Source organism: Cypionkella sp., from assembly GCF_030652235.1.
Lineage (GTDB): Bacteria > Pseudomonadota > Alphaproteobacteria > Rhodobacterales > Rhodobacteraceae > Cypionkella.
In genome coordinates this window covers 36,021-61,439 of sequence record NZ_JAUSBA010000040.1, presented here as the reverse complement: position 1 = coordinate 61,439, position 25,419 = coordinate 36,021, and the positions used below count along the sequence as shown (strand labels likewise).

Genomic DNA, 25,419 nt, shown 5'->3' with positions numbered 1-25,419 from the left:
CATTAGGCTTCGCGCAAGACGTCAAGGAAAGCTGAGCCGAACCGGTCGATTTTCTGATCGCCCATGCCCTGAATATCCGCCAGTTCCGCCAAGGTGGAAGGCCGTCGTTCGGCAATATGGCGCAGGGTGGATTGGGTGCAAGACAGATGCTTCCCGATGCCATGCTCGCCCCGCGCGAGTTCCAGTTGCACCTCGTTCAGTCGATCATACACAGCACCCGCATCCCGCCCAGCCAAAGCCCGCCGCGCCGGGTGCATCGGCACAGCCCCCGCCCCAGTGATAATCTGCAAAAATGCCGAGCCATAGCTTTCCAGTTTTTTTGCGCCCACCCCCGTGATGCCCATCATTGCATCCAGAGTGGCAGGTCGAACTTCTGCCATCTCGATCAAAGTCTTATCAGCGAAGATCACATAAGCCGGCACACCCGCCGCCTCGGCCAAAGCCCGTCGCTTGGCTTTCAGCGCGGAAAGCAGGCTGGCGTCTTCCTCGGACACCTGCATTTTAATCGCCACCCTCGGCACGGCTTTGTCGATGGTGTCCTTACGAAGGGTGATCGAGGCCTCACCGCGCAGGATCGGCCGGGCGGCGTCGGTCATCCGTAGCGCGCCAAAACGGTCAGAGTCTGGGCGCACCAAATCACGCCCCATCATCTGGCGGAACACCGCCCCCCAAGCGGGTTTCGACAGCTCGCGGCCCACGGCAAAGGTCGGCAGCTGATCATGACCCTTTTCGCGCACCTTGGGGGTAAGATTTCCGGTTAGAATATCAATCAGATGGCCCGCGCCAAACCACTCCCCGGTGCGCAGCATTGCCGACAGGGCCTTGCGCACGGCGTCAGTGGCATCGAACAGCAGGGCAGGGCGCTGGCACAGATCGCAGTTGCCGCACGGCTCGGCCACTTCGCCAAAGTAGCCCAGCAAAACCTGCCGCCGACAGGCCATAGCCTCGGCCAATCCCAGCAGGGCGTTCAGCCGTCCGTGGTCAGCTGCTTTACGGTCGGGCGGGGCGGCACCCTCGTCAATCTGCGTGCGGCGCAGGCGAATATCGTCGGGGCCATAGAGCGTCATCGTCTCGGCTGGGGCGCTATCTCGCCCCGCCCGACCGATCTCTTGATAATAGCCCTCAATGGATTTCGGCAGATCGGCATGCGCAACCCAACGGATATCCGGCTTGTCGATGCCCATCCCAAAGGCAACCGTCGCCACAACAATGAGCCCGTCTTCCTGCTGAAACCGGATTTCAACGCGGCGACGATCCTCGGCATCCATGCCGCCGTGATAGTAGCAAGCGGAATGCGCCTCGGCTTTCAAAGCCTGCGCTAGGGTTTCTGTCTTCGCCCTGGTGGCGCAATAGACGATGCCGGATTGCCCCCGCCGCGCCCCGGCAAACCGCAAAATCTGTTCGCGCGGGCTGTCTTTCACCGCAAAGGCCAAGTGGATATTCGGGCGATCAAAGCCGCGCAGAAAACTTTCGGGTGCCTTGCCGTCAAACAGCCGCATGACGATTTCAGCGCGGGTTTCTTCATCTGCCGTCGCGGTAAACGCCGCCAAAGGCACGTTCAGCGCCTTCCGCAACTCACCAATCCGCAGGTAATCTGGGCGGAAATCATGGCCCCATTGGCTGACGCAATGCGCCTCATCCACCGCGATCATTGTGCAGTTTATCCGGCGCAGCAGGGGCAGGGTGGCCGGAGACGCCAGCCGCTCGGGCGCCATATACAGCAGCTTCAGCCGCCCGGCATCCAAAGCCGCAAAGACTTCCTCGGTCTGCTCCTCGGTATTGCCAGAGGTCAGCGCCCCCGCCTCAACCCCGGCTTCCTTCAAGCTGCGCACCTGATCGCGCATCAGCGCAATCAGCGGCGAGATCACCACCGTCACCCCATCGCGGCACAGCGCAGGCAGTTGAAAACACAAAGATTTTCCGCCGCCTGTCGGCATGATCGCAAGGGTGTTGCGCCCGGCCATCACCGCATCGACAATTTCTTCCTGACCGGGGCGAAAGCCGGGGAAGCCAAAGATCGAATGCAGAAGGTCTTGCGGTGCGGGCATGGGCTTTCTTTGCGCCAATCGGGCGCTGAGGGCATCAGATCAGGAAAAGCTGTACATGTTATTATAGACCACGATCCGCAGGCCATAAATCACCAGCAGCGCGATCAGCGGTGCCAGATCCAGCCCCGGTACGTTCGGCAAGACTCGTCGCACCCGGCTGTAAATCGGGTCAAGCAGCCGATTCAGGCCATACCAAATTTGCGCAACCAAAGACTGACGCAGGTTCAGCACCTGAAAATTGATCAGCCAGCTCATGATGATATGGATCAGGATGATCCACTTGGCGATATCCAAGATCATCAGTAAAATCTGCAACACAGAGGTCATCGGCGGCTCCAACCACAAGGGATTGTGGCAGAGGTAACGCCCCACCCCCAAAAGGGCAATCCTTTCCGCAGCGTTTTGGTTGACGCCGCCCGTGACAAAAGGCAGTTCAGGCGGCGGAGGTGCCCGATGTATCCCTATATTCGCATAGCCAAAGAACTTTGGAAGTTTCGCAACGCGCCACCCCTTGGCCTGTTTGACGCCCATATCAGCACCCATCGCATCTGGCCGTGGGATTTGGACCCGTGGCGAGAGTTGAACAATGGTCGCACCCTGACGCTGTTCGATCTGGGGCGGATTCCGATGTCGGTGCGGATGGGGTTTGAAAGGGTCGCCAAAGCCAACGGCTGGGGCATTACGGTTGCGGGCAACACCACGCGCTATCGCAAGCGGGTGACGGTGTTTCAGAAGGTCACGCAGGTCAGCCGGGTGGTCGGTTGGGATGATCGCTTTGGCTATATCGAACAAAGTTTCTGGCGCGGCGATGAATGCACCAGCCATATGCTGCTGCGCAATGCGTTCATTTCGAAGGCGGGGATGGTGAAGCCAGATGAGGTGATTGCGGCGCTGGGCTATCCGACCAAAAGCCCGGTTATGCCGGATTGGATCACCGCTTGGATCGCCGCCGATGTGATGCGGCCCTGGCCACCACAACGCAGCTAAGCACGGCGCTTGCGCGGGGGTGGTATTTCAGGCTTGAATAGCGAAAACCGCACAAAGGGGCAGGGCATGGCAACGCAACGGCAGCGCATCTGGGGCTGGTGGTTTTACGACTGGGCCAGCCAACCCTACAACACCTTGTTACTGACCTTTATCTTCGGCCCATATTTTGCAGAGATCGCCCGTGGCTATTTCATGGGCACCGGGATGGAGGAAGAAGCCGCCAAGGCCGCCGCCCAATCCTATTGGGGCCTGTGGTATGCGATATTTTCCCTCATCATCGCCCTGATGGCCCCTATTTTGGGTGCCGTTGCGCAAGGCACCGGGCGCCGTCTGGTCTGGGTCTGGGCGTTCTCAATCCTTTATGTCATCGGCGCTTGGAGCCTGTGGAACCTTGCCCCCGGCGCGGAACTTGGCACTTTACGCTGGGCGGCGATCCTGTTCGGCATCGGCCTGATCGGCATGGAGTTTACCGCGATTTTCACCAATGCGCTGATGCCAACGCTGTCGGATGGCGACAATATGGGCAAAATTTCGGGAAGCGGCTTTGCCTTTGGCTATTTGGGCGGGTTGATCGCACTGGCGATTATGCTGTCGTTTTTCGTGCTGGACGGTGATTCTGAACTAACGCGCGCGGGCATTGACCCGACCATGTTCGGGCTCGACACCGAAGCGCGCGAGGAAACGCGCATTGTGGGGCCGTTAAGCGCGGTGTGGTATCTGGTGTTTATGATCCCCTTCGCCTTGTGGGTTAAAGAGCCCAAAGGCGGCGCGGGGTCTCTCCACATCGGGGCCGCCCTCGCCAGCCTGTGGGAGACGCTGAAAAGTCTGCGCTTTCGCCACAGTTTGGCCGCCTATCTGGGCTCAACCCTTGCCTATAGTGACGCTCTGACCGGGATTTATGCCTTTGGCGGTGTCTATGCCTCGAACGTTTTGGGCTGGGATATCGGCCAAATCGGCGTTTTCGGCATCCTTGGCGGCGTCACCGCGATGATTGCAAGCTGGCTTGGCGGTAAACTTGACAGCCGGTTTGGGCCAAAGCCCGTCATCGTCAGCGCCATCATCGTGCTGATCGTGGTCTGCCTCGTGATCGTCGGAATGGAGCGGGACAGCCTTTGGGGCATCGCGATGGACCCGGCCTCCAGCACCCCCGACATCATTTTCTATATTTGCGGCGGCCTCATCGGTGCCGCAGGCGGGCCCCTGCAAGCCGCCAGCCGCACCATGGTTCTGCGCCACACCACCCCCGACCGCGCCACCGAGGCGTTTGGCCTGTTCGCGCTATCTGGCAAAGTCACCAGCTTCATTGCACCCCTGCTGATCACGATTGCGACAGCCGTGACCCAAAACGCGCGTTTGGGGATTTCGCCGATTGTGGCACTGTTTATCATCGGGCTTATTCTGCTGATTTGGGTCAATCCGAAGGGTGAACAGGTATGATCCGCAAGCTGTTGTTATGTATCGCGCTTTTGATGCCGCTGCCCGCGCAGGCTGAAAAGCTGGCAAACAAACTGTTTGGCGCGGCGGATCAGCCCAGCCAGCAAGACGCCATGCCGATTGGCACTTACGCACGCGGTTGTGCAGCGGGCTTGATTGAACTGCCCGAAACCGGACCAACGTGGCAAGCGATGCGACTGTCGCGGCACCGCAATTTCGGCCACCCAGTGCTGGTGCAATATCTGGAAGACCTGTCGCAAACGGCAACTCAAATCGGCTGGCGCGGACTGTATATCGGCGACATGGGTCAGCCGCGCGGGGGGCCTATGACATCCGGCCACGCCAGCCATCAGATCGGATTGGACGCCGACATCTGGATGCTGCCGCCGAAATCCCTAAGCCTGTCCCGCAAAGACCGCGAGAATATCAGTTCAATCCCGGTGCGCTCGGCGGATCAGAAATCAGTGACAGCGCACTGGACGCCGCGCCATGCAGCACTTCTGAAAGCCGCTGCTTCTGATCCGCGCATCGACCGGATTTTTGTCGCCGCAGCCGTAAAGATCGAAATGTGCAAAACTGCCAAACGGTCGGATAAGAAATGGCTGCAAAAAATCCGCCCCATCGCGGGCCATGACACGCATTTCCATGTCCGGCTGAAATGCCCCAAGGGGGCTACGCTATGTGAAACGCAATCCCCCACCGTGTCCGAGCTGTCAAATGGTGGCGACGGCTGCGATGATACCCTTGCTTGGTGGGTATCGGATGCTTACCTGAACCCCAAACCGGTCAAAAATCCGGGTCCCCCTCCCCCTCGTAAGAAAGGCCCACGTGAATTCACTATGGCCGATTTGCCCCGCCAATGCGCAAACGTGCTTTCCTCGCGGTAACGGCGGGGCTTGTGCTGATCGCGGGCCTTGAGGGCAGCGCCAGCCCAACCCCGCCGCCCGGCTTTCTGGATGACTTCCATTGGACAATGGACGCCCCGCGTTTTGGCGGGTTGTCCGGTATCGAGATTTCCAAAAATGGCCGCGATATCATTGTGTTATCGGATCGCGGCACCTACACAACTGGCCAGATCATACGCGATGAGACGGGACGGATCGCGTCGATTGCAGCAGAGCCCGTGCGGCCCTTGCAAGCCGCGGATGGTAAGCCGCTTAAGCCCGGGTTTTCGGACAGCGAAGGCATCGCTCTGGCGGCAGACGGCTCGGTCTATATCTCGTTTGAGGGCCGCGCCCGGGTGCTGTTCTATCCGAAACTGGGCGGTCCGGCCAAAAACCTGCCTTCGCCTGCAGACTTCAAAGCCATGCAAGAAAATTCTGCGCTGGAGGCTTTGGCGATTGATGCAAAAGGCACCCTTTACACGTTGCCCGAACGTTCGGGAGGCCAGAACAAACCGTTCTTTGTCTATCGTTTTAAGGCCGGAAAATGGGACAAGCGTCTGCAAATCGCGCGGGAAGATGGCTTTCTTCCCGTTGGCGCGGATTTCGGCCCCGATGGCAAGTTCTACTTACTGGAACGTGACTTTCGCGGCCTTGCGGGATTTTCTAGCCGTCTGCGCCGCTTTAGTCTTGGCCCCAAGGGATTTGATAAAGGCAAAACCCTGCTGAAAACCCCAGTGGGCCTTTACGACAATCTCGAAGGCGTCTCAATCTGGCGCGATGCGGCGGGGCATCTGACCGCGACGATGATTTCGGACGACAATTTCACATTCTTCCTGCGCACCCAGATCGTCGAATATCAACTGCCCGATTGACAGGCCGCCGCCCTCGCGCTAGGCCACCGCGTCCCCCAGTGGGACAAACCGATTGCTGAACCAAGTCTCCGCGACCTTGTAAAAAACGGATCATACAATGAACAAACTGCTGCTTGGCGTCATCGCCATGGCCATCATCGTGGCGGCCTCTAATATTCTGGTGCAATATCCGATTGGCCAATGGCTGACCTGGGGCGCCTTCACCTATCCCTTCGCCTTTCTGGTCTCCGAATTGGTCAACCGCTTTGAGGGTGCCAAAGCCGCCCGCCGGGTGGTTTATGCAGGCTTCGCGGTGGGTTTGATCTGCTCGGTGATTGGCACGCAAATCATCGGTGAATTTGGCCCGCTGGTCACCCTGCGGGTCGCCATCGGTTCGGGCGCTGCCTTTTTAATAGGTCAACTTCTGGATGTAAGCGTGTTTGACAAGCTGCGCCGCACCGCTTGGTGGCGCGCGCCGTTCTTGGGCTCATTGCTCGGCTCCAGCGTAGACACGGTTTTATTCTTCACCCTGGCATTTTCTAGCGCTTTCATCTGGTTGGACCCCGCAAGTGATGTGTCTTGGGCCGCAGCCCAAGTGCCGCTTTTGGGCTTTGGCCCCGAAGTTCCGCTCTGGGTTTCGCTGGGGTTGGCGGATTTTTGTGTCAAAGTTGCCGTCGATTTAATCGCTTTGATGCCGTTCAGACTCGCAATCGCAAAATACGCTAGCCGGCTTGCGTAAAACCTTTTGACAAAGCGAAAATCTATGTCACGTTTGCCCTATCGGCAACATTTTGAAAGGAGGTGACCCAGTGTCTAGAGTGATATTGGAGAGCGGTGTCGGGACAGTTATGGGGGGTGTTTTCTAGGGGCAGCCCTCTAGCGAAACAAACCTATGATTGGGCTTTTGATACCTAACTGGCCCATCTCCTTAGATCTCGGAAAGGGTTGCCACGTACAGGCTGGCAGCCCTTTCTCTTTTGTGCAACGCCCGCTATTTTAAACGGATGTTGTGGATCACGGACACCATTTCGATTGCTGATTGGGAGCTGAGCGAAAGCTTCATGCGCGCCTCGGGGCCGGGTGGGCAGAACGTCAACAAAGTCTCCACGGCGGTCGAGTTGCGGTTTGAGGCTGAACGATCCCCAAATCTGACAACTGGCGTGAAGGCACGGTTAAAAAAACTCGCCGGGCGGCGGTGGACTTTGGAAGGCGCGTTGGTGCTTCAGGTCGAAGATACCCGCAGCCAAGCCCGCAACCGCGAAATTGCCCGCGAACGGCTGGCCGATCTGATCCGCGCCGCGCTGATCGCCCCGAAACGCCGCATTGCCACCAAACCCAGCTATGGCAGCCAGCTGCGCCGGGTTGCCGCAAAAGTGCAGCGCGGTGAGGTTAAGGCGCTTCGCGGAAAGCCGGGTGATGAAGAATGACGCCTGAGGCCTTGGCTGATGAGGCCGCAAGCCATTGGAATGGCCGCGTAAAGCGACTGTTGGGCAATCGCGAAAACGTGGTGTTCGAGGTTGCCCTGCCTTCTGGTCGCGCGGCGCTACGTCTGCATCGTCAAGGCTATCAAAACGATGCCGCGATCCGATCCGAACTTTGGTGGTGCGCGGCCTTGGCCCGCCAAGGCGTTGCTGTGCCTGCCGCTTTGCCCAGTGCTTCGGGCGACTATCTTGTAAAGCTTTCCAATGGACGCAATGCCTCAATTATCGACTGGATGCAGGGTGAGGCCTTCGGTGAAGCTGCAAAACCCTTACCCTGCGCGCCGGCGGATCGGCTCAAGCGGCATTTTGCTTTGGGCGAACTGCTTGCCAATGTCCATGCCGCGACGGATCGCTTGATCCTGCCCGCCGATTTCAGCCGCGCGCGTTGGGATATTGACGGGCTGGTTGGCGAAGCTCCGCTATGGGGTCGGTTCTGGGATCATCCTGCCGCCAACCCCAGCCAAGCCGAAACCCTGCGGGACGCGCAGGTTTTTCTGCGCGATCAGATCAGCAGCCACCTGAAAGACGGCGGCGGTTTTGGTTTGATTCACGCCGATGTGCTGCGCGAAAATATCCTTGTGAACAACGGTTCGCTTTCGTTGATCGACTTTGACGACTCTGGCTTTGGCTTCCGGCTGTATGATCTTGGCACGGCGCTCAGCCAGAACCTGTACGAGCCGGACTATCTGCAAATCCGCGATGCTTTGGTGGCAGGCTACGGCAAAACCCGGGCCGTCAGCACCAAAATGGTCGAGATTTTCACCTTGGCGCGCACGTGCACCTCGGTCGGCTGGGCGGCTCCGCGTCTGGTGCCCAATGATCCGATCCACAAATCTCACATCGCCCGTGCAGTGATGTGCGCGCAAAGGGTGATGGCCTAAACCACCACTGCCTGAGCGATCTGTTCCCCAACACCAAACACCCGCTTATACCGCGCAATCTCCTCCGCAGGGCCCATCGCCTTGTTTGGATTGTCGGAAAGCTTCACCGTTGGCCGCCCGTTGGCGGCAATCGCCTTGCAAACCACGCTGAACGGCGCCAACCCATCCTCCGGGGCTAAGCCACGGAAATCATTGGTCAGCATCGTGCCCCAGCCGAAGGAAACCTTGACCCGACCCCGGAATTTCTTCTGCAACTCTACAATCTTGTCGACGTCAAGACCGTCCGAAAAGATCACCAGCTTTTGTCGCGGATCTTCGCCGCGATCTTTCCACCACTGAATGGCAATTTCTGCGCCCGTTGCCGGATCGCCGCTGTCAATACGGATACCCGTCCACGACGCCAGCCAATCCGGCGCGCGTTTCAGAAAGCCCTCGGTGCCAAAAGTATCCGGCAGTATGATCCGCAGATTGCCGTCATGTTCCTCCTGCCAATCGGCCATAACCTGATAGGGAGATTGTGCCAGTTCCGCGTCAGAATTCGCCAGCGCTGCATAAACCATCGGCAGTTCATGGGCATTGGTGCCGATCGCCTCAACCTCGCGCCGCATCGCGATCAGGCAGTTTGAGGTGCCGGTGAACTTGCCTTCCAACCCCTCTTGCATGGCTTGCACCGCCCAATCTTGCCACAGAAACGAATGCCTGCGCCGTGTGCCGAAATCCGCGATCCGCAAGCCTTCAATCTCGCGCAGTTGGGTGATTTTCTCCCACAGCTTGGTCATCGCGCGGGCATACAGCACCTGCAATTCAAACCGCCCCTGCTTTTCCAACACGGCGCGGCTGCGCAATTCCATCAGCACCGAAAGCGCCGGAATTTCCCACAGCATCACCTCGGGCCAACTGCCCTCAAAGGTCAACTCATACTGGCCATCGCGCTTTTCCAGATGGTAGGCGGGCAGCCGCATGCTCTCGAACCATTCCATGAAATCCGGGCGAAACATCTGGCGCTTGCCGTAAAAGGTATTGCCGCGCAGCCAAGTGCTCTCGCCCCGCGTCAGGCTCAGCGAGCGGACGTGGTCGAGTTGCTCGCGCAACTCCCCTTCGTCAACCAATTCAGCCAATCGCACGGATTTTGAGCGGTTGATCAGGCTGAAGGTAACGACAGTATCCGGTTTGTTTCTGAAAATAGATTGACACATCAATAGCTTGTAAAAGTCCGTGTCAATCAGCGAGCGGGCGATCGGGTCGATCTTCCACTTGTGGTTCCAGACGCGTGCGGCGATGTCGACCATGTCGGCCCTCCCTTTGCTGCCCTGTCTACGGCATCAAGGGGGGCAAGGTCAAAACGATCCCGTGCGGCGGCAGTGCGTTCCAGCAAAGCGGTAACTTCCGCGCGGACCAAAGGCTTGGTCAAAACCGCATCCATGCCAGCCCCTAGGCACAAAGCGGCCTCCTCATCTGAGGCGTAGGCGGTCGGCTGCAATGCCAATGCCGCTGTCTGTGCTGGTGATACCGATCTGGTCGAGTGCGCCATCCGGTCTGATTTGTACCGATACGGTCACGCAGCCCGTCGCCGTAAACTTCACGGTATTTCCCAGCAGATTCAACAGAGTTTGACGCAGCCTTCCAGATTCTCCCAAATGCAAATGATCCGCTGATTGCAGATTTGCTTGCAGCCGAATCGCCTTCTTCATCGCTGTTGGACGCAAAAGATCCAAAGCGCGCGCCACCCACTCGTTGATGGAAAACGGCTAGACCGTCAGATCAAACTTGCCAGCCTGAAGCTTGGCCAGATCAAGCACGTCGTCAATGATGGTCAGCAGCGCTCGACTGGAAACGACGATTGTGCTGACATATTGTCGCTGCATGGGGTCAAGCGGAGTTTCCGCCAACAGTTCTGCCAAACCAATCACGCCGTTCATCGGTGTACTGATCTCATGGCTCATCGTGGCCAGGAATTGTGATTTGATCTGCGCTGCCACTTCTGCTGCGGTGCGGGCTTGGGCAATCCGCGCGCGGTCCAGAGCCACGCTTTCTTGCAACAGAGCCTGCTCAAGCCGTAAACGCTCGGTTTGGCCATGGTCTACCGCGCGAAGGAACAGGGTCGCAGTGTAGGCCATGATCCGCACAGCGATGAACAAAAACCACGATTCTGGGTGCAGTTGGTACGCGTCCAAGCGCATGTCTGACAGCAGCATGGCCTGACAGGTCGCACCGTAAACCATCAGGCGCAGCGCAGCGCCGCGGGCAAAATGTCGTCGCACCAGCCCGGCATTGATCGCCGCTGCCATCAGGAAAGCCGCTGCGAAAAAACGCGGCCTTTCAGCGGAATAATCCGCCAGCAGATCATCGCGCAAGCGGCAATGGTCAGGGCTTGCACCGTACCGGAAACCGCCGCCCATATCCGGGCAGGCTTCGGCACAGGCGTGTCGTCATAGCGGCGTGACATATAGAAAAGTGCAGGACAATTAATTGCTTCACCGGTCAAAGCAAGGCAACCCGCCAAAGCTCCAAGCCAAAATGACGACAGCGCCGCAATGCTAAATGATCCGATCAGCGTCATCGTCTGCCGTATGAGAAAGCCGCCGCTCGGCCCCGTGACTGCGCAGATACAGCCCATCCTTGCTGTTGCGCGCCAGAACAGGCCGATCTCTGCGTTCATTCCCTGCGGCCTTTTGCCTCTCGCACCCCAAGGCTAACCCGCAAGTATTAACGTCAGGTGAGCGTCAGCCTGGCCAATGCACGCCCGCTGCCAAACATTTCGCCTTTGTCTCGGCCAGCGTGCCGTTCAGGTCAATCGCGCGGCAGGCACTTTCCAGCAGGGTCACCGAAAACCCAAGCCTTGCCGCATCCAGCGCCGAATAGGCGACGCAGAAATCCGTGGCCAACCCGACCAGAGTCAGCACCTTAACCCCCCGCGCCCGCAGATAGCCCTCCAACCCGGTTGTGGTGCTGTGATCATTCTCAAAAAACGCCGAATAGCTGTCGATGCCGGTGCGAAAGCCTTTGCGCACAATCAGTTGCGCGGGGTTTGTCAGTAAATCCGCATGAAACTCCGCCCCCGAAGAGCCCTGCACGCAATGCACCGGCCACAAAACCTGCGGTCCATAGGGCATCTGGATCATCGAAAAAGCCTCCGCGCCCGGATGGTTGGCGGCGAACGAGGAATGATCCGCCGGGTGCCAATCTTGCGTCAGCACCACGCAGGCAAACTCGGCCATCAAAGCGTTGACCTGCGGGATAATCGCATCGCCCCCCGTCACCGCCAAAGCGCCGCCAGGGCAGAAATCGTTTTGGATATCAATCACGATCAAGGCTTCATCGGCGGGGCGCATCGGGATCTCCTGTTCTGGTTGCTCAAGGGGTAAGCGGCGGCTTTCGCTCGGTCAAGCCAAAGCCTTGCGGCTAAAGATATTGCCCTGCGCAGCACTAAGGCGTAAATCGCGGCCATGCTGACCATTGCCGCGCTCTATCACTTCACCCGCTTCCCCGACCCGACTGCTTTGCAGGGGCCGCTGCTGGATGTTTGCATCGCACAGGGGGTGAAGGGTTCACTTCTTCTGGCGCAGGAAGGCATCAATGGCACCATCGCCGGGCCTGCTTCCGGGATCGCCGTCGTTCTTGCGCATCTGCGCGACCTTCCGGGCTGTGCGGCGCTGGAACACAAGGAAAGCTACAGCGCCAAAATGCCATTTGGCCATATGAAGGTAAAGCTGAAGCGCGAGATTGTCACCATGGGTCAGCCCGATGTCGATCCGGTGGCGCGGGTGGGCTCATACGTTGCAGCGCAGGATTGGAACGCGCTGATTGCCTCGCCCGATGTCGTGCTAATCGACACCCGCAATGATTACGAGGTTGGCATCGGTACCTTTCAAGGCGCGATTGACCCCGACATCCGCACCTTCCGCGATTTCCCGAAATGGTGGGAAGACCACAAAGATGAATACCGTGGCAAGCGCATTGCGATGTTCTGCACCGGGGGGATTCGATGTGAAAAATCAACAAATTACCTGCTTGGGCAGGGGGTGAACGAGGTATTTCACCTGAAGGGTGGCATCCTGAAATACCTCGAAGATGTGCCCGCCGAAGCCTCAATGTGGGATGGCGAGTGCTATGTGTTTGATGGCCGCGTTTCGGTTGGGCATGGGCTGATCCCCGGCGACTACGACAGTTGCCACGCCTGCCGTCGCCCGATCAGCGCTGAAGACAAACAGCGCCCGGAATACGAGCGCGGGGCCTGCTGCCATCACTGCGTAGCCGAGTATTCCGAGACCGATCGCACCCGCTTCCGCGAGCGTCAGCGTCAGTTGGATCTGGCCGCAGCACGCGGCGAGAAGCATTTATCGGGCTAAGGCCACGGCGCAGAGGTGCTCTTCCGCTAACCGTGCTCGGGAAACCGCCAGTTTTCCGCCTCGGCTGCAATCTCTGTCGCCGTCAGCTTTAACTGCCCGACATGCGCCTCCAAAGCCCGCACATTGCTGCGTGTCGTGGTCGAGGTGATTGAAACCGCGCCAATCATCCGACCCGAGTGGGCCAGGATTGGCGCTGCGACGCAGATGATGCCCGCCTCGTGCTCCTCATTGTCATAAGCATAGCCGCGTGCCCGGATTGCCGCCAGTTCAACCAAAAGGGCAGGGCTGTCCAAGGTTTGCCCGGTGAAACGGTGAAAACTCTGCCGTGCCAAGGCTGCGGTCAGCGCTGCATCGGGCAGAAATGCCAGCATCGCCTTGCCGACCCCGGTGCAATAGGCAGGCCCGACCTTGCCCGCCTGCGAAAACATCTCGACAGGCCGCGTGGCGTTGCGTTTGTCGACGTACAGCACCTGACCCTGATCCATCTGCGCCAGATGCACTGTCTCGCCCGTCACCGCCGCCAGATCATCCAAGGCCCGCCGCGCCAACGGGGCGAGCGAGCTTTGCGCCCAAGCCCCATGCGCCAATCTGACCAGCCGCAGACCCAAACTATAGCTGCCACGATCTTCGTCATACGCAAGCATGCCTTGATGCGTCAGGGTTTGCAGCAGACGATACAACGTTGCCTTTGGATAGCCGCCGCGTGCCAGCAGATCGCTGAACCGCACCGGGGCAAGGGCGGCCACAGTCTCCAATACGTCCAGCGCTTTGCCGACCGTGCCATCTTGTGGGCCATCGTGACTATTACCGTGCATCTGGCCCCTGCAGGAATTGACAGAGGATAGGGTAAATCGCATAGTTATCACTATGCAAGACCTAGTTTCAAATAATGGAACCAAAATGACACCCGACTGGATCGCTGTTGATTGGGGCACCTCAAACCTGCGGGCTTGGGCGATGGGACCACAGGGCGTGCTGGCTTCGGCAGGTTCGGACGAAGGCATGGGCAAACTGGCCAAGCACGAGTTTGAACCTGCTCTGCTGCGGCTGATCGCGCCGTGGCTGGGCGCAGAAGTGACGCCGGTGATTGCCTGTGGCATGGTCGGCGCGCGGCAAGGCTGGATGGAAGCGCCCTATCGCCATGTCCCCTGCGCCCCGGTGGCATCGGGAGAGTTGATGGCAGTGCCAACGGCTGATCCGCGCCTACAGATGATGATTGGACCGGGCCTATCACAAGCCAAGCCCGCCGATGTGATGCGTGGCGAAGAAACCCAAATCGCAGGGGCTTTGGCGCTGCTGCCAAGGTTTGATGGCGTGTTCTGCCTGCCCGGCACGCATTCAAAATGGGTGCATGTCTCGGCGGGCGAGGTGGTGTCGTTCCAGACCTTCATGACCGGAGAGATGTTTGCGCTGCTGTCGCAACAGTCGGTGTTGCGACATGGCATGGCAGGCGAGGGCAGCGATGAGGCGGCCTTCACCCAAGGCTTGAACGACGCCATTGAGCGCCCGGAGAAGATTTCCGCACGCCTGTTCACATTGCGCGCCGAAGGCCTGTTGAACGGGCTTTCTCCCGATGCCGCCCGCTCTCGCCTATCCGGTCTGCTGATCGGCCTGGAACTCGCCGCCGCCAAGCCCTACTGGCTGGGCCAGCGCATTGCGCTGATCGGGGCCGAAGGCTTGGCCGCGCGCTATGCCTCGGCCCTCACCTCACAGGGGGCCACTTCCGAATCTCTGGACGCCACCGCCTGCACCCTAGCCGGCCTTGCCGCTGCACGCGGCGTTTTGCAGAAAGCCAAGCCATGACTCGCCCCCTGATCGCCATTCTGCGCGGAATCACCCCGGCCGAGGCCGTGCCCGTGGCCGAGGCGCTGATCGCCGCAGGCATCACCCGCATTGAGGTGCCGCTAAATTCGCCCAATCCGCTGGACTCGATTGCGGCGATGGTTAAGGTCTTCGGATCGCAAGCAGAAATCGGCGCTGGTACGGTGCTAAGTGTGCAGGATGTGGCCGCAGTCGCCGCTGCCGGAGGTCGTCTGATCGTCTCGCCCAACTGCAACCCAGATGTGATCCGTGCCAGCAAAGCCGCTGGCATGGCAAGTTGGCCGGGGGTGATGACGCCCACTGAATGTTTCGCCGCTTTGGCGGCGGGGGCGGATGGGCTAAAGATTTTTCCGGCAAACCTGATCGGCCCTGACGGCTTGAAAGCCATTCGCGCCGTATTGCCAAAAACCTGCGAGGTCTACGCCGTAGGGGGCGCGGGGGCCTCGAACTTCGGCGAATGGATCAAAGCGGGAGCCAGCGGTTTTGGCATCGGCACGGCGCTCTACACGCCGGGTCTGTCGGTGGCCGAAGTCAGCGCAAAAGCCCGCGCGATTGTCAAAGCATACGATGAGGCCAGCGCATGATTTTTGATCCACGCCTGTGTGAGCTGGGCGAAGGCCCACTTTGGCATCCGATTCGTGAACAAATGTTCTGGTTTGATATCAACAATCAAAAACTGCTGTCACAAGATCGCGATGGCCCGCGCGAATGGCGGTTTCCTGAGATCGTCTCAGCAGCGGGTTGGATCTCAGAAGATGTTCTGCTGATCGCTGGAGAACGCGACCTGTTCCTGTTTGATCTGGAAACTGAGGAGGTTGAAACCCTCTGCCTGCTCGAACAAGATAAGCCGAAAAACCGGCCCAACGATGGTCGCGCCGATCCGCAGGGTGGCTTCTGGATTGGCACGATGGCGAAAGATGAGGCGGTGGGTGCAGGCGCGATTTATCGCTATTACCGCGGCGAATTGCGCAAACTTTACAGTGATATAACCGTCCCGAATGCCATCTGCTTCCCGCCCGGTGGAACCTTCGCCCATTTCAGCGATACCGTCACCCATAAGGTGATGAAGGTCACTCTGGATGCAGATGGCTGGCCAAATGCCGCGCCTGAGGTCTTCCTCGACTTGACAGCCGAGGGCCTCTACCCAGATGGTGCAGTGATTGACGCGGCAGGTGTAATGTGGCTGGCGCAATGGGGTGCATCGCGCGTCGCGGCCTATGATGCCAACGGCGCGTTTCTACGATCCATTCCCGTTGACGCCCCGCAAACCACTTGCCCTGCTTTCGCGGGTCCCCAGCTTACCGCCCTGATTGTCACTTCAGCGCGTAAGAATCTCGATGCAGAAGCCCTGCGCATCGCCCCAAATTCCGGGGCGACTTTCGTGATTGAAGGCCTCACTCAAGGGCAACGTGAACATCAAGTCATAATTTAGCGAAGCAAAAGTCACAAATCTGAACCACACCCTTGGCGTTTGTGACGACCCCGAGCAATAGCTCGAATCCGAACGGGTTGAGGATGCCATGCGGATGGCGGCGCTGAGCCTGACTTGGGCGCGGACGAAGCCACCTTTGACAGATATAATTGGGGCTGGCCGGGCCGCGACATCGAAACTTTGGGCAATGCGGGCCTGCAAATCGGCCCCCCCCCTCCACCGCCCGCGCCGATGCAGCACTGGTGTTCGACCCCGCGTCGGCTTGGGCATAAGAGTCGCAACCGCAAGGCGTGCTTTCGGCTGTTTTCGCCTTGCATTTAAGACCTACCGCGCCCCGCGCCGTTTGGGCTTGAACAGTGACGTCATCCTGCCCGATGGCTCCGATCTTTCGGCCCAGAAACTGGGGCGCGCCACCGGTGTCACCACCCTGTCCGAATGCGCTCGCCACCCACAAAGGCGTCTCTCTGATCGGCTTGGGCAGCACTGTTAAACCCCCGGAATTCGCCACCCCGGTGTCTTCGCCACCCAACGTACCCGGCATGACGGCGACCGTCGCCCACGTCGAAAGCCTGCCGTTAAGCCTGACAATGCCGTCAAAATACAGCGCTCAATTCCCGCATCGGCTTGAGAAGATTGAGACCATCGACAAGGCGATTGAAACCAGCGCTGACGGCCGGCCTGCGCCGATCCGCGCTGGCGGCATTCACGACCCCGCAGGCTGGATGGACGACACCGCCTCGGCCCGCATGCCGACCGCGCTTTGCCCTAAGGCCAGGATAGCGACCGATCCATTGCCCGAAGGTCTGCGCCGCCCCGATACTGAAACGCATCGCTTCCTGTTTAATTGCAATGTTTTATATGTTGAGTGGGATGGCAACACCATCGCCGATGCGGGCGTATCTTGGCAGAAAAACTCAGCACAACGGGGGCGAAACCCATCCCGTCCCGGCCCAAAGACTGCGGACAATTCGATGAAAGTTTTGCTTTCACATGGGCGTAAATATTTCACCGGGGTCCGGCGGTGTGCCCCCCCGGCGACCTGAATGCAGCCCGCACCGTTTCATGCTTGCACGGATACCCGCCCCTCGACCGTTAGAAACGCAAACCCATTCGGCCCCAAAGCCAGTTTCATACCCTCCAACACCGCATCCTGCGACGGCCCCTCCAACCCAAGCGCGCCTTCAACAGCAACCGTAACGGCCTCGGGAGACAGGTTGAACACACAGAGCAGCGCGTCGCCACGGGTGAATGCCAAAATCGGCTCGGGCACATTGAAAAACTGCGTGGCCCCCGCGACCAAAGCTTGCGAGCCCCGCCGATGGGCCAGCATCGCGCGATAGGTTTCCAGCACCGACCCCGCCACCCCAAGTTGAGACGCCACATTGCGCGCCAGTTGCGGCGCTTTCACCGGAAGCCACGGCTTGCCGGTGCTAAACCCGCCGTTCGGGGACGCATCCCAGACCATCGGTGTGCGGGTATTGTCGCGCCCCACCGGTTCCGGCCAAAAGTTGATACCCTGCGGATCGGTCAACTCCTCAAACACCAGTTCGGTGTCGGTCTGGCCAATCTCTTCGCCTTCCCATAAACAAATCGAGCCTTGGAATGATAACAGCAACGCGCCCGCCTGCCGGGCCAAAGCGTCCTGTGACACGCCATGCTTGGCCCAACGCGAGGCTTGCCGCACCACGTCATGGTTTGAAAACGCCCACATCGGCCAGCCATTCGGCGCGCCGGTGAAAAACTCCTCAATCTTGCCACGGAAGAACGCAGCCGAGTAATCGTAGCCCATCATTTCAAACGAATAGCACTGATGCAGGCGACCGGGCGCGGTATACTCGCCCATCATCCGAATGGCGTGATGCGCCTCACCCATCTCGCCGACCGTGGCGCGATCGGTATACTCGTCCATCACCCCGCGGATACGCTCCATCCAGCCCAGATTTTCCGGCTGACCCTTTGAAAACAGGTGATATTGCATCTCATACGGGTTGCCGTCGGCCTTGGTTTTCACCCGGAAATCTGCGGCATCATTGCGGAACAAGGCATCCTTGTAGAAATAGTTCACCGTATCAAAACGGAAGCCATCCACGCCGCGATCCAGCCAGAACCGCAGCACAGATTCCATATAGTCCTGCACCGCCGGATTGCGGTAGTTGAAGTCCGGCTGCTGCGGCAAAAACGAATGCATGTAATACTGCTTGCGCCGCGCATCCCAAGTAAACGCCGGGCCGCCAAACACCGACAGCCAGTTGCAGGGCGGTGTGCCATCCGGGCGCGGATTGACCCATATATACCAATCAGATTTGTCACTCTCGCGGTTCTTCCGACTTTCCGCGAAGAACGGATGCTTGTCGGACGAATGGTTTAGCACCTGATCAATGATCACCTTCAGACCCAGCGCGTGGGCCCGAGTGACCAAAGCATCGAAATCCGCCAGCGTACCAAACACCGGATCAACATCGGTGTAATCGGCCACGTCATAGCCCATATCCAGCATCGGCGAGGTGAAAAACGGCGACAGCCACACCGCATCACAGCCCAGATCGGCAATATGATCCAGACGCCGGGTGATGCCGTTCAGATCGCCTATGCCGTCGCCATTGTCATCCTGAAACGAGCGGGGATAGACTTGATAGGTCACCGAGCCACGCCACCATTTCGCCATTCCTGCCTCCGATCAACGAATTTTCGCAAACCTAAACCGCTTTGGACGCCCTGCACAATCCAAGCCGCCGTTGTGCCCCACACAATTCTGCCATTGACCCTGCAAAGCCATCGGCTAACCGTGACGCCAGCAGGAGCCCGCCATGATCCAGACCTCTCCCAAATCCAGCATCTTCACCCCTGTCTTGATCGCAGGCTGCGTGATTTTGATGCTGGGCTTCGCCATCCGCGCCAGTTTCGGGGTGTTCCAGATCCCGATTGCCGCCGAATTCAACTGGCCGCGTGCCGAGTTTTCGATGGCCATCGCGATCCAGAACTTGGCTTGGGGTGTCGGTCAGCCAATTTTTGGCGCGATTGCCGAACGTTTCGGCGACCGCCGCGCCATCATCGCGGGCGCAATCCTGTATGCGTTAGGTCTGGTGCTTTCCAGTTTCGCAGTCACGCCCGGTCAGATGCAACTGCTTGAAGTTTTAGTGGGTTTCGGCATTGCTGGCACTGGATTCGGCGTTATTCTCGCGATTGTTGGCCGCGCCGCCAAGCCAGAAAACCGCTCACTTGCCTTGGGCATCGCCACCGCCGCAGGCTCGGCGGGGCAAGTGTTTGGCGCGCCTACCGCGCAAATCCTGCTGCAATACTATCAGTGGCAAGTGGTGTTCGTGATCTTCGCCGTGGTGATCCTGTGCGCCCTGTTCGCGCTGCCCTTCCTGCGCTCGCCCACTATGGCGACCAAACACGAACTCGACGAGTCGCTCGGCACCGTGCTGAAACGCGCTTGCAAAGACCCTTCCTTCATCATGATCTTCGTCGGCTTCTTTTCCTGCGGCTATCAGTTGGGCTTTATCACCGCCCACTTCCCGGCCTTCATCACCGAGAAATGTGGCGCAATCGACCCCTCGGGTCTATTGGCGGATATCGGCATCACCACCACCTCAATCCTGGGCGCAATCGCGATTTCGGTGATAGGTCTGGCCAACATCGCGGGCAGCATCCTGTCGGGATGGCTGGGCAAACGCTACACCAAGAAATACCTGCTTTCAGGCATCTACGTCGCCCGCACCGTGGCCTCGGCCTTGTTTATACTGCTGCCGATGACCCCTACCACCGTGCTGGTATTCTCGCTGGTTATGGGCAGCTTGTGGCTGGCAACCGTGCCGCTCACCTCGGGGCTTGTCGCGCACATCTATGGTCTGCGCTATATGGGCACGCTTTACGGTGTGGTGTTCTTCTCGCACCAACTTGGCAGCTTTCTAGGTGTCTGGCTGGGGGGCAAACTGTATGATCTGACAGGAGATTACAGCACCGTCTGGTGGATTGGCGTCGGCGTCGGCGCGTTCTCGGCCATCGTGCATCTGCCAATCCGCGAGAAACCCCTGCTGGCCCAACACGCCTGAACCGATAGGAATCCCATGCGCGTCGGTATCGCGGCCCTGATGGCGGCCTATGTGCTTAGCCAATTCTACCGCGCCTTTCTGGCGGTATTATCCCCCGTGCTAAAGCTGGAAATTGGCGCCACCGCCGAAAACCTCGCTTCGGCCTCGGGCCTGTGGTTTCTGGCCTTCGCGCTGATGCAAATTCCCGTAGGCGCGGCCCTGGACCGCATCGGCCCCCGCATCACCGCCTCGGTCCTGCTGGCAGTCGGCGGCGCAGGCGCTGCGGTGTTTGCGATGGCAAATGGCCCCACGGCGATCAATGTCGCGATGGTGTTGATCGGCATCGGCTGCGCGCCGGTCCTGATGGCCGCATATTACATCGTCGCCCGCAGCCTGCCGCCTGCCGTGTTCGGCACCCTCGCAGGGGTGATGATCGGAGTAGGTTCGTTGGGCAATATCGCGGCCTCACTTCCCCTGTCGATGGCGGTGCAGGCGATTGGCTGGCGCGGTGCGATGTGGGCCTTAAGCGGCACCACCCTCATCATCGCCGCTATAGTCTGGCTGCTGGTGCGCGATCCGGCCCGCGTGATCCACACCTCCAAAGGCTCGCTGCTTGATCTCTTAAAGATGCCCGCCCTCTGGCCGATCCTGATCATGATGGCCGCCTGCTACGCTCCTGCCGCAGGTCTGCGTGGGCTGTGGATCGGCCCCTATATGACCGATGTGTTCCAAGCTGATGCTGCCCGGATCGGCCAAGTCACGCTGATCATGGGGCTTGCGATGGTGGCGGGCAACTTCGCCTATGGGCCGCTGGATCGCCTGCTCGGCAGCCGCAAATGGCTGATCTTTGGCGGAAATGCCATCGCCCTCGCCTGCCTGCTTGGCCTCTACACCCACCCCGACGCCCCCGGCCCCCTGCCGATAGGCCTGCTGGCAGGCGTTGGCTTTTTTGGCGCATCTTTCCCAATGGTGATGGCGCATGGCCGCGCCTTCCTGCCGCCGCATCTGGTCGGGCGCGGCGTGACACTGATCAACCTGTTCGGGATTGGCGCCGCCGGGATCATGCAAATTCTGACAGGGCGCCTGCACCATGCCCTGACCCCCAGCGCCACGGCTATCCACAGCGCCCCGCCCAGCACCCCCTATGCAGCGCTATTCGGCTTCTACGCTGCCCTGCTGACCATCGGGTTGCTGGTTTATCTGGCCTCGAAAGACCGCACCGACTGACCCGCCGCGCGATTTGCGCTTCCCCCGCCCGGTCCCATGCGCTAACAGACCTCGTCTTTGACAGTCACTGACAGAATTCTAGGAGACCCCGATGGGCTATAAGGTCGTCGTCGCGGGTGCCACGGGTAACGTGGGCCGCGAAATGCTGAACATCCTCGCCGAGCGCGAGTTCCCGGTTGACGAGATTGCCGCTTTGGCATCGCGTAGATCGCTGGGCACTGAAATCAGCTTTGGCGACAAGACCCTGAAGACCAAGGATCTCGACACTTTCGACTTCACCGGTTGGGACATTGCTTTGTTCGCGGTGGGCTCGGATGCGACCAAAATCTACGCCCCGAAAGCGGCGGCGGCGGGCTGCGTGGTGATCGACAACTCGTCGCTCTACCGTTACGACCCCGCCGTGCCGTTGATCGTGCCGGAGGTGAATGCCGATGCGATTGCCGGTTATAAAAACAAGATGATCATCGCCAACCCGAACTGCTCGACCGCGCAGATGGTTGTGGCGTTGAAGCCTTTGCATGACCGCGCGCGGATCAAGCGGGTGGTTGTCAGTACCTATCAGTCGGTGTCGGGTGCGGGCAAAGAAGGCATTGACGAGCTTTGGGATCAGACCAAGGGGCTTTACGTTCCCGGTAAGGAAGTGCGCCCGTCGAAGTTCACCAAGCAGATCGCCTTCAACGTGATCCCGCATATTGATGTGTTCCTCGACGATGGCTCGACCAAAGAAGAATGGAAAATGGTCGCCGAGACCAAGAAGATCCTCGACAAAAACATCAAGATCACCGCGACCTGCGTGCGGGTTCCGGTGTTTGTTGGCCATTCGGAATCGATCAACATCGAGTTCGAAGACTTTCTGGATGAGCATGAAGCCCGCGATATTCTGCGCGAATCTCCTGGCATCATGGTGATCGATAAGCGCGAAGATGGCGGCTACATCACCCCGATTGAATGTGTTGGCGATTACGCGACCTATATCTCGCGCATCCGTCAAGACAGCACGATTGATAATGGCATCAATCTGTGGTGCGTCTCGGATAACCTGCGCAAGGGGGCGGCTTTGAATGCGGTTCAGATCGCGGAATTGCTGGGCAGCCGGTATCTGAAAAAGGGCTGATCTGGCCTGAGGGAGATCTGAAAAAGCCCTGCCGGTTGGCGGGGCTTTTTTATGTGTCCACCTCGGTTAATGTCGCCCAAACTGGCATAAAAATTACATGTCACCACAATATATTGTGGAAAATCTCTCTGAAATCGACAAAAACAACAAGTCATTCCCCGCGGGGAAGACTTACGTCCCATCAAACGCAAACCGTGATAAGCCTTGCTCAGGCCGCCACTCCTGCCTTTAGCCCCTCATACACCGCTTCCTCAGCGGTGCGCGGCGCAAGGCAATCGCCGATCTGGGTCACAGCAATCCCCAATTCCTGCAACTCTGCGGCTAGCCCATCCACCGGGATATGCCCAAGGCTCAGCACCAGCGTGTCGACGCCAGATACCTCTATCGCCTCGCCGCTGGGGGTGTGTTGCAGATAAACCGTATCCTCGGCGGTGCCAAACAGGCGTGCATAGGGGCGTACGTCAATGCGCAGCCGGTGCAGATCGGCGGCCATGGTGTCGCGCACATACAGCGGCAGGCTTTCTCCCGGATGCAGGCCGTTGACTGCCAGTGTCACGCTCGCGCCATCGCGCGCAGCCATCTCGGCAATTCCCGGCGCGATCCAATCACAGCGCCAATCGGCGACGACCACTTTTGCGCCCAGTTTTACCTCACGCCGCAAGACCTGCCATGCGGTGACGATCTGAATTTGGCCATCGCTGGGCAGGTCGGGGATATGAGGCCGCGCACCCGTGGCAAGGATCACGGCGTCGGGGGCCTCGGCCTGCACAAAAGCCGCCGTGACCGTAATACCCCGGCGCACCTTCACCTGAGCACATTCCATTTCGCGCGATAGGTTGGTGATAATCCCGCCAAACTCGGCCCGCTTTGGCAGCAGTTGCGCCAGCAAAGCCTGCCCGCCAAGCTGGTTTGCGGCCTCATACACGGTCACATCATGGCCACGCTTGGCGGCGGTGATCGCGGCTTTCATCCCGGCAGGACCACCGCCGATCACCATGATTTTCTTGCGCTTAGCAGCGGGTTGCAGGCTGCCATAAGTCAATTCCCGGCCGCTTTCCGGGTATTGAATACAAGAAATCGGCAGGCCGCGATGGAAATGGCCGATGCAAGCCTGATTGCAGGCGATGCAGGCGCGGATGTCATCGACGGCACCCGCCTGCGCCTTCGCCGGCATTTCTGGATCGCAGATCAGCGCACGGGTCATGCCGCAGACATCGGCCTTGCCGCTTGCGATAATAGCTTCGGCGTCCTGCGGTTGATTGATCCGGCCCGCGACAAACACCGGGATTTTCAGCGCCTTACGGAAGATGCTGGCATCGGCGGCGAAATAGCCCGTCGCATAAGCCATCGGGGCGGCGATATGCACAGCACCGCCGACGGAAGCAGAAGTGCCGGTGGTGACGTTGACGAAATCAAGGCCGGCTTCCAAGGCGATGCAGGCCGCCAAAGCCTCTGCCATGGTCAGCCCCTCGTCGTCGCGCTCGCCCGCCGAAATACGCAGGCCGATGACGAAATCCTCATCCGTCGCGGCGCGAATGGCGGCGAGAACGCGGGTCAGAAAGTGCTGGCGCGCGGGCGCGCTGCCGCCGAAAGCATCGGTCCGCAGGTTGACGCGTGGGTTCAGAAATTGCGCGGGCAGATATCCGTGCGAGCCGACGACCTCGACCCCGTCAAAGCCCGCTTGATGCAGGCGGCGGGCGGCCGAAGCGTAGCCTGCGATGATTTCCTCAATCATTGCAAGGCTAAGCGGGCGCGGCATCACATGGAACCGTTCATTCGGCACGGCAGAAGGGGCATAGGCAACGGCGAGCAAACCATCCGCGCTTTCCATAATTTCGCGGCCCGGATGGAACAGTTGGCTTAAGATCACCGCCCCCTCGGCATGGACGGCTGTCGCGAGGTCGGTATAGCCGGGGATGCAGGCGTCGGTCGTCGCCATCAGCAAATGCGAGGTATAGCGCGCGGTTTCATGCACGCCCGCGACTTGGGTGATGATCAGGCCCGCGCCGCCTTTGGCACGGGCGCGGTGGTAGGCGATCAGCGCCGGATTGACGGTGCCATCGGTGGGCATCGTGGTGTCATGCCCGGTGGACATGATGCGGTTTTTCAGAGTGGTGCGGCGCAGGGTCAGCGGGGCGAACAGGTGCGGAAACATGGATGTGACGGCCTTTGGATTGCTGGCCTTGGATAACAGGTCAGTAAAAAAATGGAAGATATCTTTACTAAAGGCAAAACTTGTTGCGGTTATTGTGCAGCTGCGGCATGGTTTTGCGATGGATGAGGTGAGTGATCCCGCAGGTTTTCTTGGCGAGCGTATCCGTGGATTGCGCAAGCGCCGTGGCCTGACTTTGGCGCAACTGGCCGAGTCTGCCGGGTTGTCGATTGGCTATATCAGCCAGTTGGAGCGGAATTTGGCCTCGCCCTCGATCCCGGCATTGGTGAATATCGCAAAAGGCTTAGGCGTGACGGTGCAGTGGTTTTTCGCAGGCGAAGCTTTGGTGCCGGATGACGAGCGCGGCTATGTGATTAGGCGCGGCAATCGGCTGAGCCTGCGCTATGCGGGCGGCATTGTGGATGAGCTTCTGACGCCGAAGCTGAGTTTGCAGGTGGAAATGATCTACAGCCGGATGCCCGCGGGGACGCAAAGCGAACAATCCTACACACATGAGGGTGACGAGGTGGGCTTTGTGCTGCAAGGCCAGTTGGAATTCTGGATTGGCGCGCGGCATTTCCTGCTGCAAGCCGGGGACACTTGCAGCTATTCGTCACGCGAGCCGCACCGTTATCGCAACCCCGGCCCCGAGGAGGCTGTGGTGTTATGGGCGATCAGCCCGCCCAGTTTTTAGCGGTGGGCGGTAGCCCTTCAGCCAAGTTTC

At 59.4% G+C, this 25,419-nt stretch carries 26 protein-coding genes; 16 read left to right on the top strand and 10 right to left on the bottom strand.

Annotated elements, in window-relative coordinates:
- Positions 1-2: 2 nt before the first annotated feature.
- On the bottom strand, positions 3-2,048 hold the full coding sequence (gene recQ / locus Q7V03_RS13435; RefSeq protein ID WP_304926102.1) for a DNA helicase RecQ: 2,046 nt from the start codon (positions 2,046-2,048) through the stop codon (positions 3-5).
- A gap of 39 nt (positions 2,049-2,087) precedes the next feature.
- Positions 2,088-2,375 carry a YggT family protein gene (locus Q7V03_RS13430; protein ID WP_304926101.1) on the bottom strand — a complete coding sequence of 96 codons (288 nt, stop codon included), beginning with the start codon at positions 2,373-2,375 and terminating at the stop codon, positions 2,088-2,090.
- A gap of 126 nt (positions 2,376-2,501) precedes the next feature.
- Here Q7V03_RS13430 and Q7V03_RS13425 point away from each other — a divergent pair, with 126 nt between their 5' ends.
- From Q7V03_RS13425 to Q7V03_RS13395, 7 genes are all read left to right on the top strand, one after another.
- Entirely contained in the window at positions 2,502-3,035 is a 534-nt protein-coding gene (locus tag Q7V03_RS13425) for an acyl-CoA thioesterase (protein WP_304926100.1), read from the top strand.
- Between the two features lie 66 nt (positions 3,036-3,101).
- Positions 3,102-4,472 (top strand): MFS transporter, encoded by a 1,371-nt coding sequence (locus Q7V03_RS13420; protein WP_304926099.1) that lies wholly within the window; start codon positions 3,102-3,104, stop codon positions 4,470-4,472.
- Positions 4,469-5,356, top strand: coding sequence for a penicillin-insensitive murein endopeptidase (gene mepA / locus Q7V03_RS13415; protein WP_304926098.1), 888 nt, complete (start codon positions 4,469-4,471; stop codon positions 5,354-5,356). The genes Q7V03_RS13420 and mepA overlap by 4 nt, the downstream gene beginning before the upstream one ends.
- Positions 5,329-6,225 carry an esterase-like activity of phytase family protein gene (locus tag Q7V03_RS13410; RefSeq protein ID WP_304926097.1) on the top strand — a complete coding sequence of 299 codons (897 nt, stop codon included), beginning with the start codon at positions 5,329-5,331 and terminating at the stop codon, positions 6,223-6,225. The genes mepA and Q7V03_RS13410 overlap by 28 nt, the downstream gene beginning before the upstream one ends.
- 97 nt (positions 6,226-6,322) lie before the next feature.
- The gene (locus Q7V03_RS13405; RefSeq protein WP_304926096.1) at positions 6,323-6,943 is read left to right on the top strand and encodes a queuosine precursor transporter; all 621 of its coding nucleotides are present in this window, start codon (positions 6,323-6,325) and stop codon (positions 6,941-6,943) included.
- Between the two features lie 265 nt (positions 6,944-7,208).
- A complete protein-coding gene (arfB, locus tag Q7V03_RS13400) occupies positions 7,209-7,631 on the top strand; it encodes an alternative ribosome rescue aminoacyl-tRNA hydrolase ArfB (protein WP_304926095.1) in 423 nt (140 codons plus the stop codon).
- The gene (locus Q7V03_RS13395; protein WP_304926094.1) at positions 7,628-8,566 is read left to right on the top strand and encodes a phosphotransferase enzyme family protein; all 939 of its coding nucleotides are present in this window, start codon (positions 7,628-7,630) and stop codon (positions 8,564-8,566) included. Before arfB ends, Q7V03_RS13395 begins: the two co-directional genes overlap by 4 nt.
- On the opposite strand, the gene pncB is transcribed toward Q7V03_RS13395, so the two are convergent.
- The 5 genes from pncB to pncA all read right to left on the bottom strand — a co-directional run bounded on the left by pncB (position 8,563) and on the right by pncA (position 11,898).
- Positions 8,563-9,855: a nicotinate phosphoribosyltransferase gene (gene pncB, locus Q7V03_RS13390; protein ID WP_304926093.1), complete on the bottom strand. Its 1,293-nt coding sequence runs from the start codon at positions 9,853-9,855 to the stop codon at positions 8,563-8,565. The genes Q7V03_RS13395 and pncB overlap by 4 nt on opposite strands.
- A gap of 162 nt (positions 9,856-10,017) precedes the next feature.
- Positions 10,018-10,281 carry an ATP-binding protein gene (locus tag Q7V03_RS13385; protein ID WP_304926092.1) on the bottom strand — a complete coding sequence of 88 codons (264 nt, stop codon included), beginning with the start codon at positions 10,279-10,281 and terminating at the stop codon, positions 10,018-10,020.
- 33 nt (positions 10,282-10,314) lie between these two features.
- Positions 10,315-10,854, bottom strand: a complete 540-nt coding sequence (locus Q7V03_RS13380; RefSeq protein ID WP_304926091.1) for a histidine kinase dimerization/phospho-acceptor domain-containing protein — start codon at positions 10,852-10,854, stop codon at positions 10,315-10,317.
- Positions 10,854-11,225: a hypothetical protein gene (locus tag Q7V03_RS13375; protein WP_304926090.1), complete on the bottom strand. Its 372-nt coding sequence runs from the start codon at positions 11,223-11,225 to the stop codon at positions 10,854-10,856. Before Q7V03_RS13375 ends, Q7V03_RS13380 begins: the two co-directional genes overlap by 1 nt.
- 64 nt (positions 11,226-11,289) lie before the next feature.
- Positions 11,290-11,898, bottom strand: a complete 609-nt coding sequence (pncA, locus tag Q7V03_RS13370; RefSeq protein ID WP_304926089.1) for a bifunctional nicotinamidase/pyrazinamidase — start codon at positions 11,896-11,898, stop codon at positions 11,290-11,292.
- A 114-nt stretch (positions 11,899-12,012) separates the two neighbouring features.
- Between pncA and Q7V03_RS13365 the strand changes: the two genes are divergently transcribed.
- Positions 12,013-12,915 carry a rhodanese-related sulfurtransferase gene (locus tag Q7V03_RS13365; protein WP_304926088.1) on the top strand — a complete coding sequence of 301 codons (903 nt, stop codon included), beginning with the start codon at positions 12,013-12,015 and terminating at the stop codon, positions 12,913-12,915.
- 26 nt (positions 12,916-12,941) lie between these two features.
- Here Q7V03_RS13365 and Q7V03_RS13360 read toward each other — a convergent pair whose 3' ends face one another.
- Positions 12,942-13,730 carry an IclR family transcriptional regulator gene (locus tag Q7V03_RS13360; RefSeq protein WP_304926087.1) on the bottom strand — a complete coding sequence of 263 codons (789 nt, stop codon included), beginning with the start codon at positions 13,728-13,730 and terminating at the stop codon, positions 12,942-12,944.
- A gap of 85 nt (positions 13,731-13,815) precedes the next feature.
- Between Q7V03_RS13360 and Q7V03_RS13355 the strand changes: the two genes are divergently transcribed.
- From Q7V03_RS13355 to Q7V03_RS13340, 4 genes are all read left to right on the top strand, one after another.
- On the top strand, positions 13,816-14,718 hold the full coding sequence (locus Q7V03_RS13355; protein ID WP_304926086.1) for a 2-dehydro-3-deoxygalactonokinase: 903 nt from the start codon (positions 13,816-13,818) through the stop codon (positions 14,716-14,718).
- Positions 14,715-15,320, top strand: a complete 606-nt coding sequence (locus tag Q7V03_RS13350) for a 2-dehydro-3-deoxy-6-phosphogalactonate aldolase (protein WP_304926085.1) — start codon at positions 14,715-14,717, stop codon at positions 15,318-15,320. The genes Q7V03_RS13355 and Q7V03_RS13350 overlap by 4 nt, the downstream gene beginning before the upstream one ends.
- Positions 15,317-16,168, top strand: coding sequence for an SMP-30/gluconolactonase/LRE family protein (locus tag Q7V03_RS13345; protein ID WP_304926084.1), 852 nt, complete (start codon positions 15,317-15,319; stop codon positions 16,166-16,168). Before Q7V03_RS13350 ends, Q7V03_RS13345 begins: the two co-directional genes overlap by 4 nt.
- Positions 16,169-16,584: 416 nt before the next feature.
- Positions 16,585-17,211, top strand: a complete 627-nt coding sequence (locus tag Q7V03_RS13340) for a hypothetical protein (protein WP_304926083.1) — start codon at positions 16,585-16,587, stop codon at positions 17,209-17,211.
- 17 nt (positions 17,212-17,228) lie between these two features.
- Here the strand turns inward: Q7V03_RS13340 and Q7V03_RS13335 are convergent, their stop codons facing one another.
- Positions 17,229-18,833 carry an alpha-glucosidase gene (locus Q7V03_RS13335; RefSeq protein ID WP_304926082.1) on the bottom strand — a complete coding sequence of 535 codons (1,605 nt, stop codon included), beginning with the start codon at positions 18,831-18,833 and terminating at the stop codon, positions 17,229-17,231.
- 142 nt (positions 18,834-18,975) lie between these two features.
- Here Q7V03_RS13335 and Q7V03_RS13330 point away from each other — a divergent pair, with 142 nt between their 5' ends.
- The 3 genes from Q7V03_RS13330 to Q7V03_RS13320 all read left to right on the top strand — a co-directional run bounded on the left by Q7V03_RS13330 (position 18,976) and on the right by Q7V03_RS13320 (position 22,543).
- Positions 18,976-20,223 carry an MFS transporter gene (locus tag Q7V03_RS13330; RefSeq protein ID WP_304926081.1) on the top strand — a complete coding sequence of 416 codons (1,248 nt, stop codon included), beginning with the start codon at positions 18,976-18,978 and terminating at the stop codon, positions 20,221-20,223.
- Positions 20,224-20,238: 15 nt separating this feature from the next.
- Positions 20,239-21,429 carry an MFS transporter gene (locus tag Q7V03_RS13325; RefSeq protein ID WP_304926080.1) on the top strand — a complete coding sequence of 397 codons (1,191 nt, stop codon included), beginning with the start codon at positions 20,239-20,241 and terminating at the stop codon, positions 21,427-21,429.
- Between the two features lie 91 nt (positions 21,430-21,520).
- Complete coding sequence (locus tag Q7V03_RS13320) at positions 21,521-22,543, top strand: aspartate-semialdehyde dehydrogenase (protein ID WP_304926079.1); 1,023 nt, start codon at positions 21,521-21,523, stop codon at positions 22,541-22,543.
- Positions 22,544-22,751: 208 nt separating this feature from the next.
- On the opposite strand, the gene Q7V03_RS13315 is transcribed toward Q7V03_RS13320, so the two are convergent.
- Positions 22,752-24,698 carry an FAD-dependent oxidoreductase gene (locus Q7V03_RS13315; RefSeq protein WP_304926078.1) on the bottom strand — a complete coding sequence of 649 codons (1,947 nt, stop codon included), beginning with the start codon at positions 24,696-24,698 and terminating at the stop codon, positions 22,752-22,754.
- Between the two features lie 118 nt (positions 24,699-24,816).
- On the opposite strand from Q7V03_RS13315, the gene Q7V03_RS13310 reads away from it, so the two are divergent.
- On the top strand, positions 24,817-25,389 hold the full coding sequence (locus Q7V03_RS13310; protein ID WP_304926077.1) for a helix-turn-helix domain-containing protein: 573 nt from the start codon (positions 24,817-24,819) through the stop codon (positions 25,387-25,389).
- The last annotated feature ends 30 nt before the right edge of the window (positions 25,390-25,419 follow it).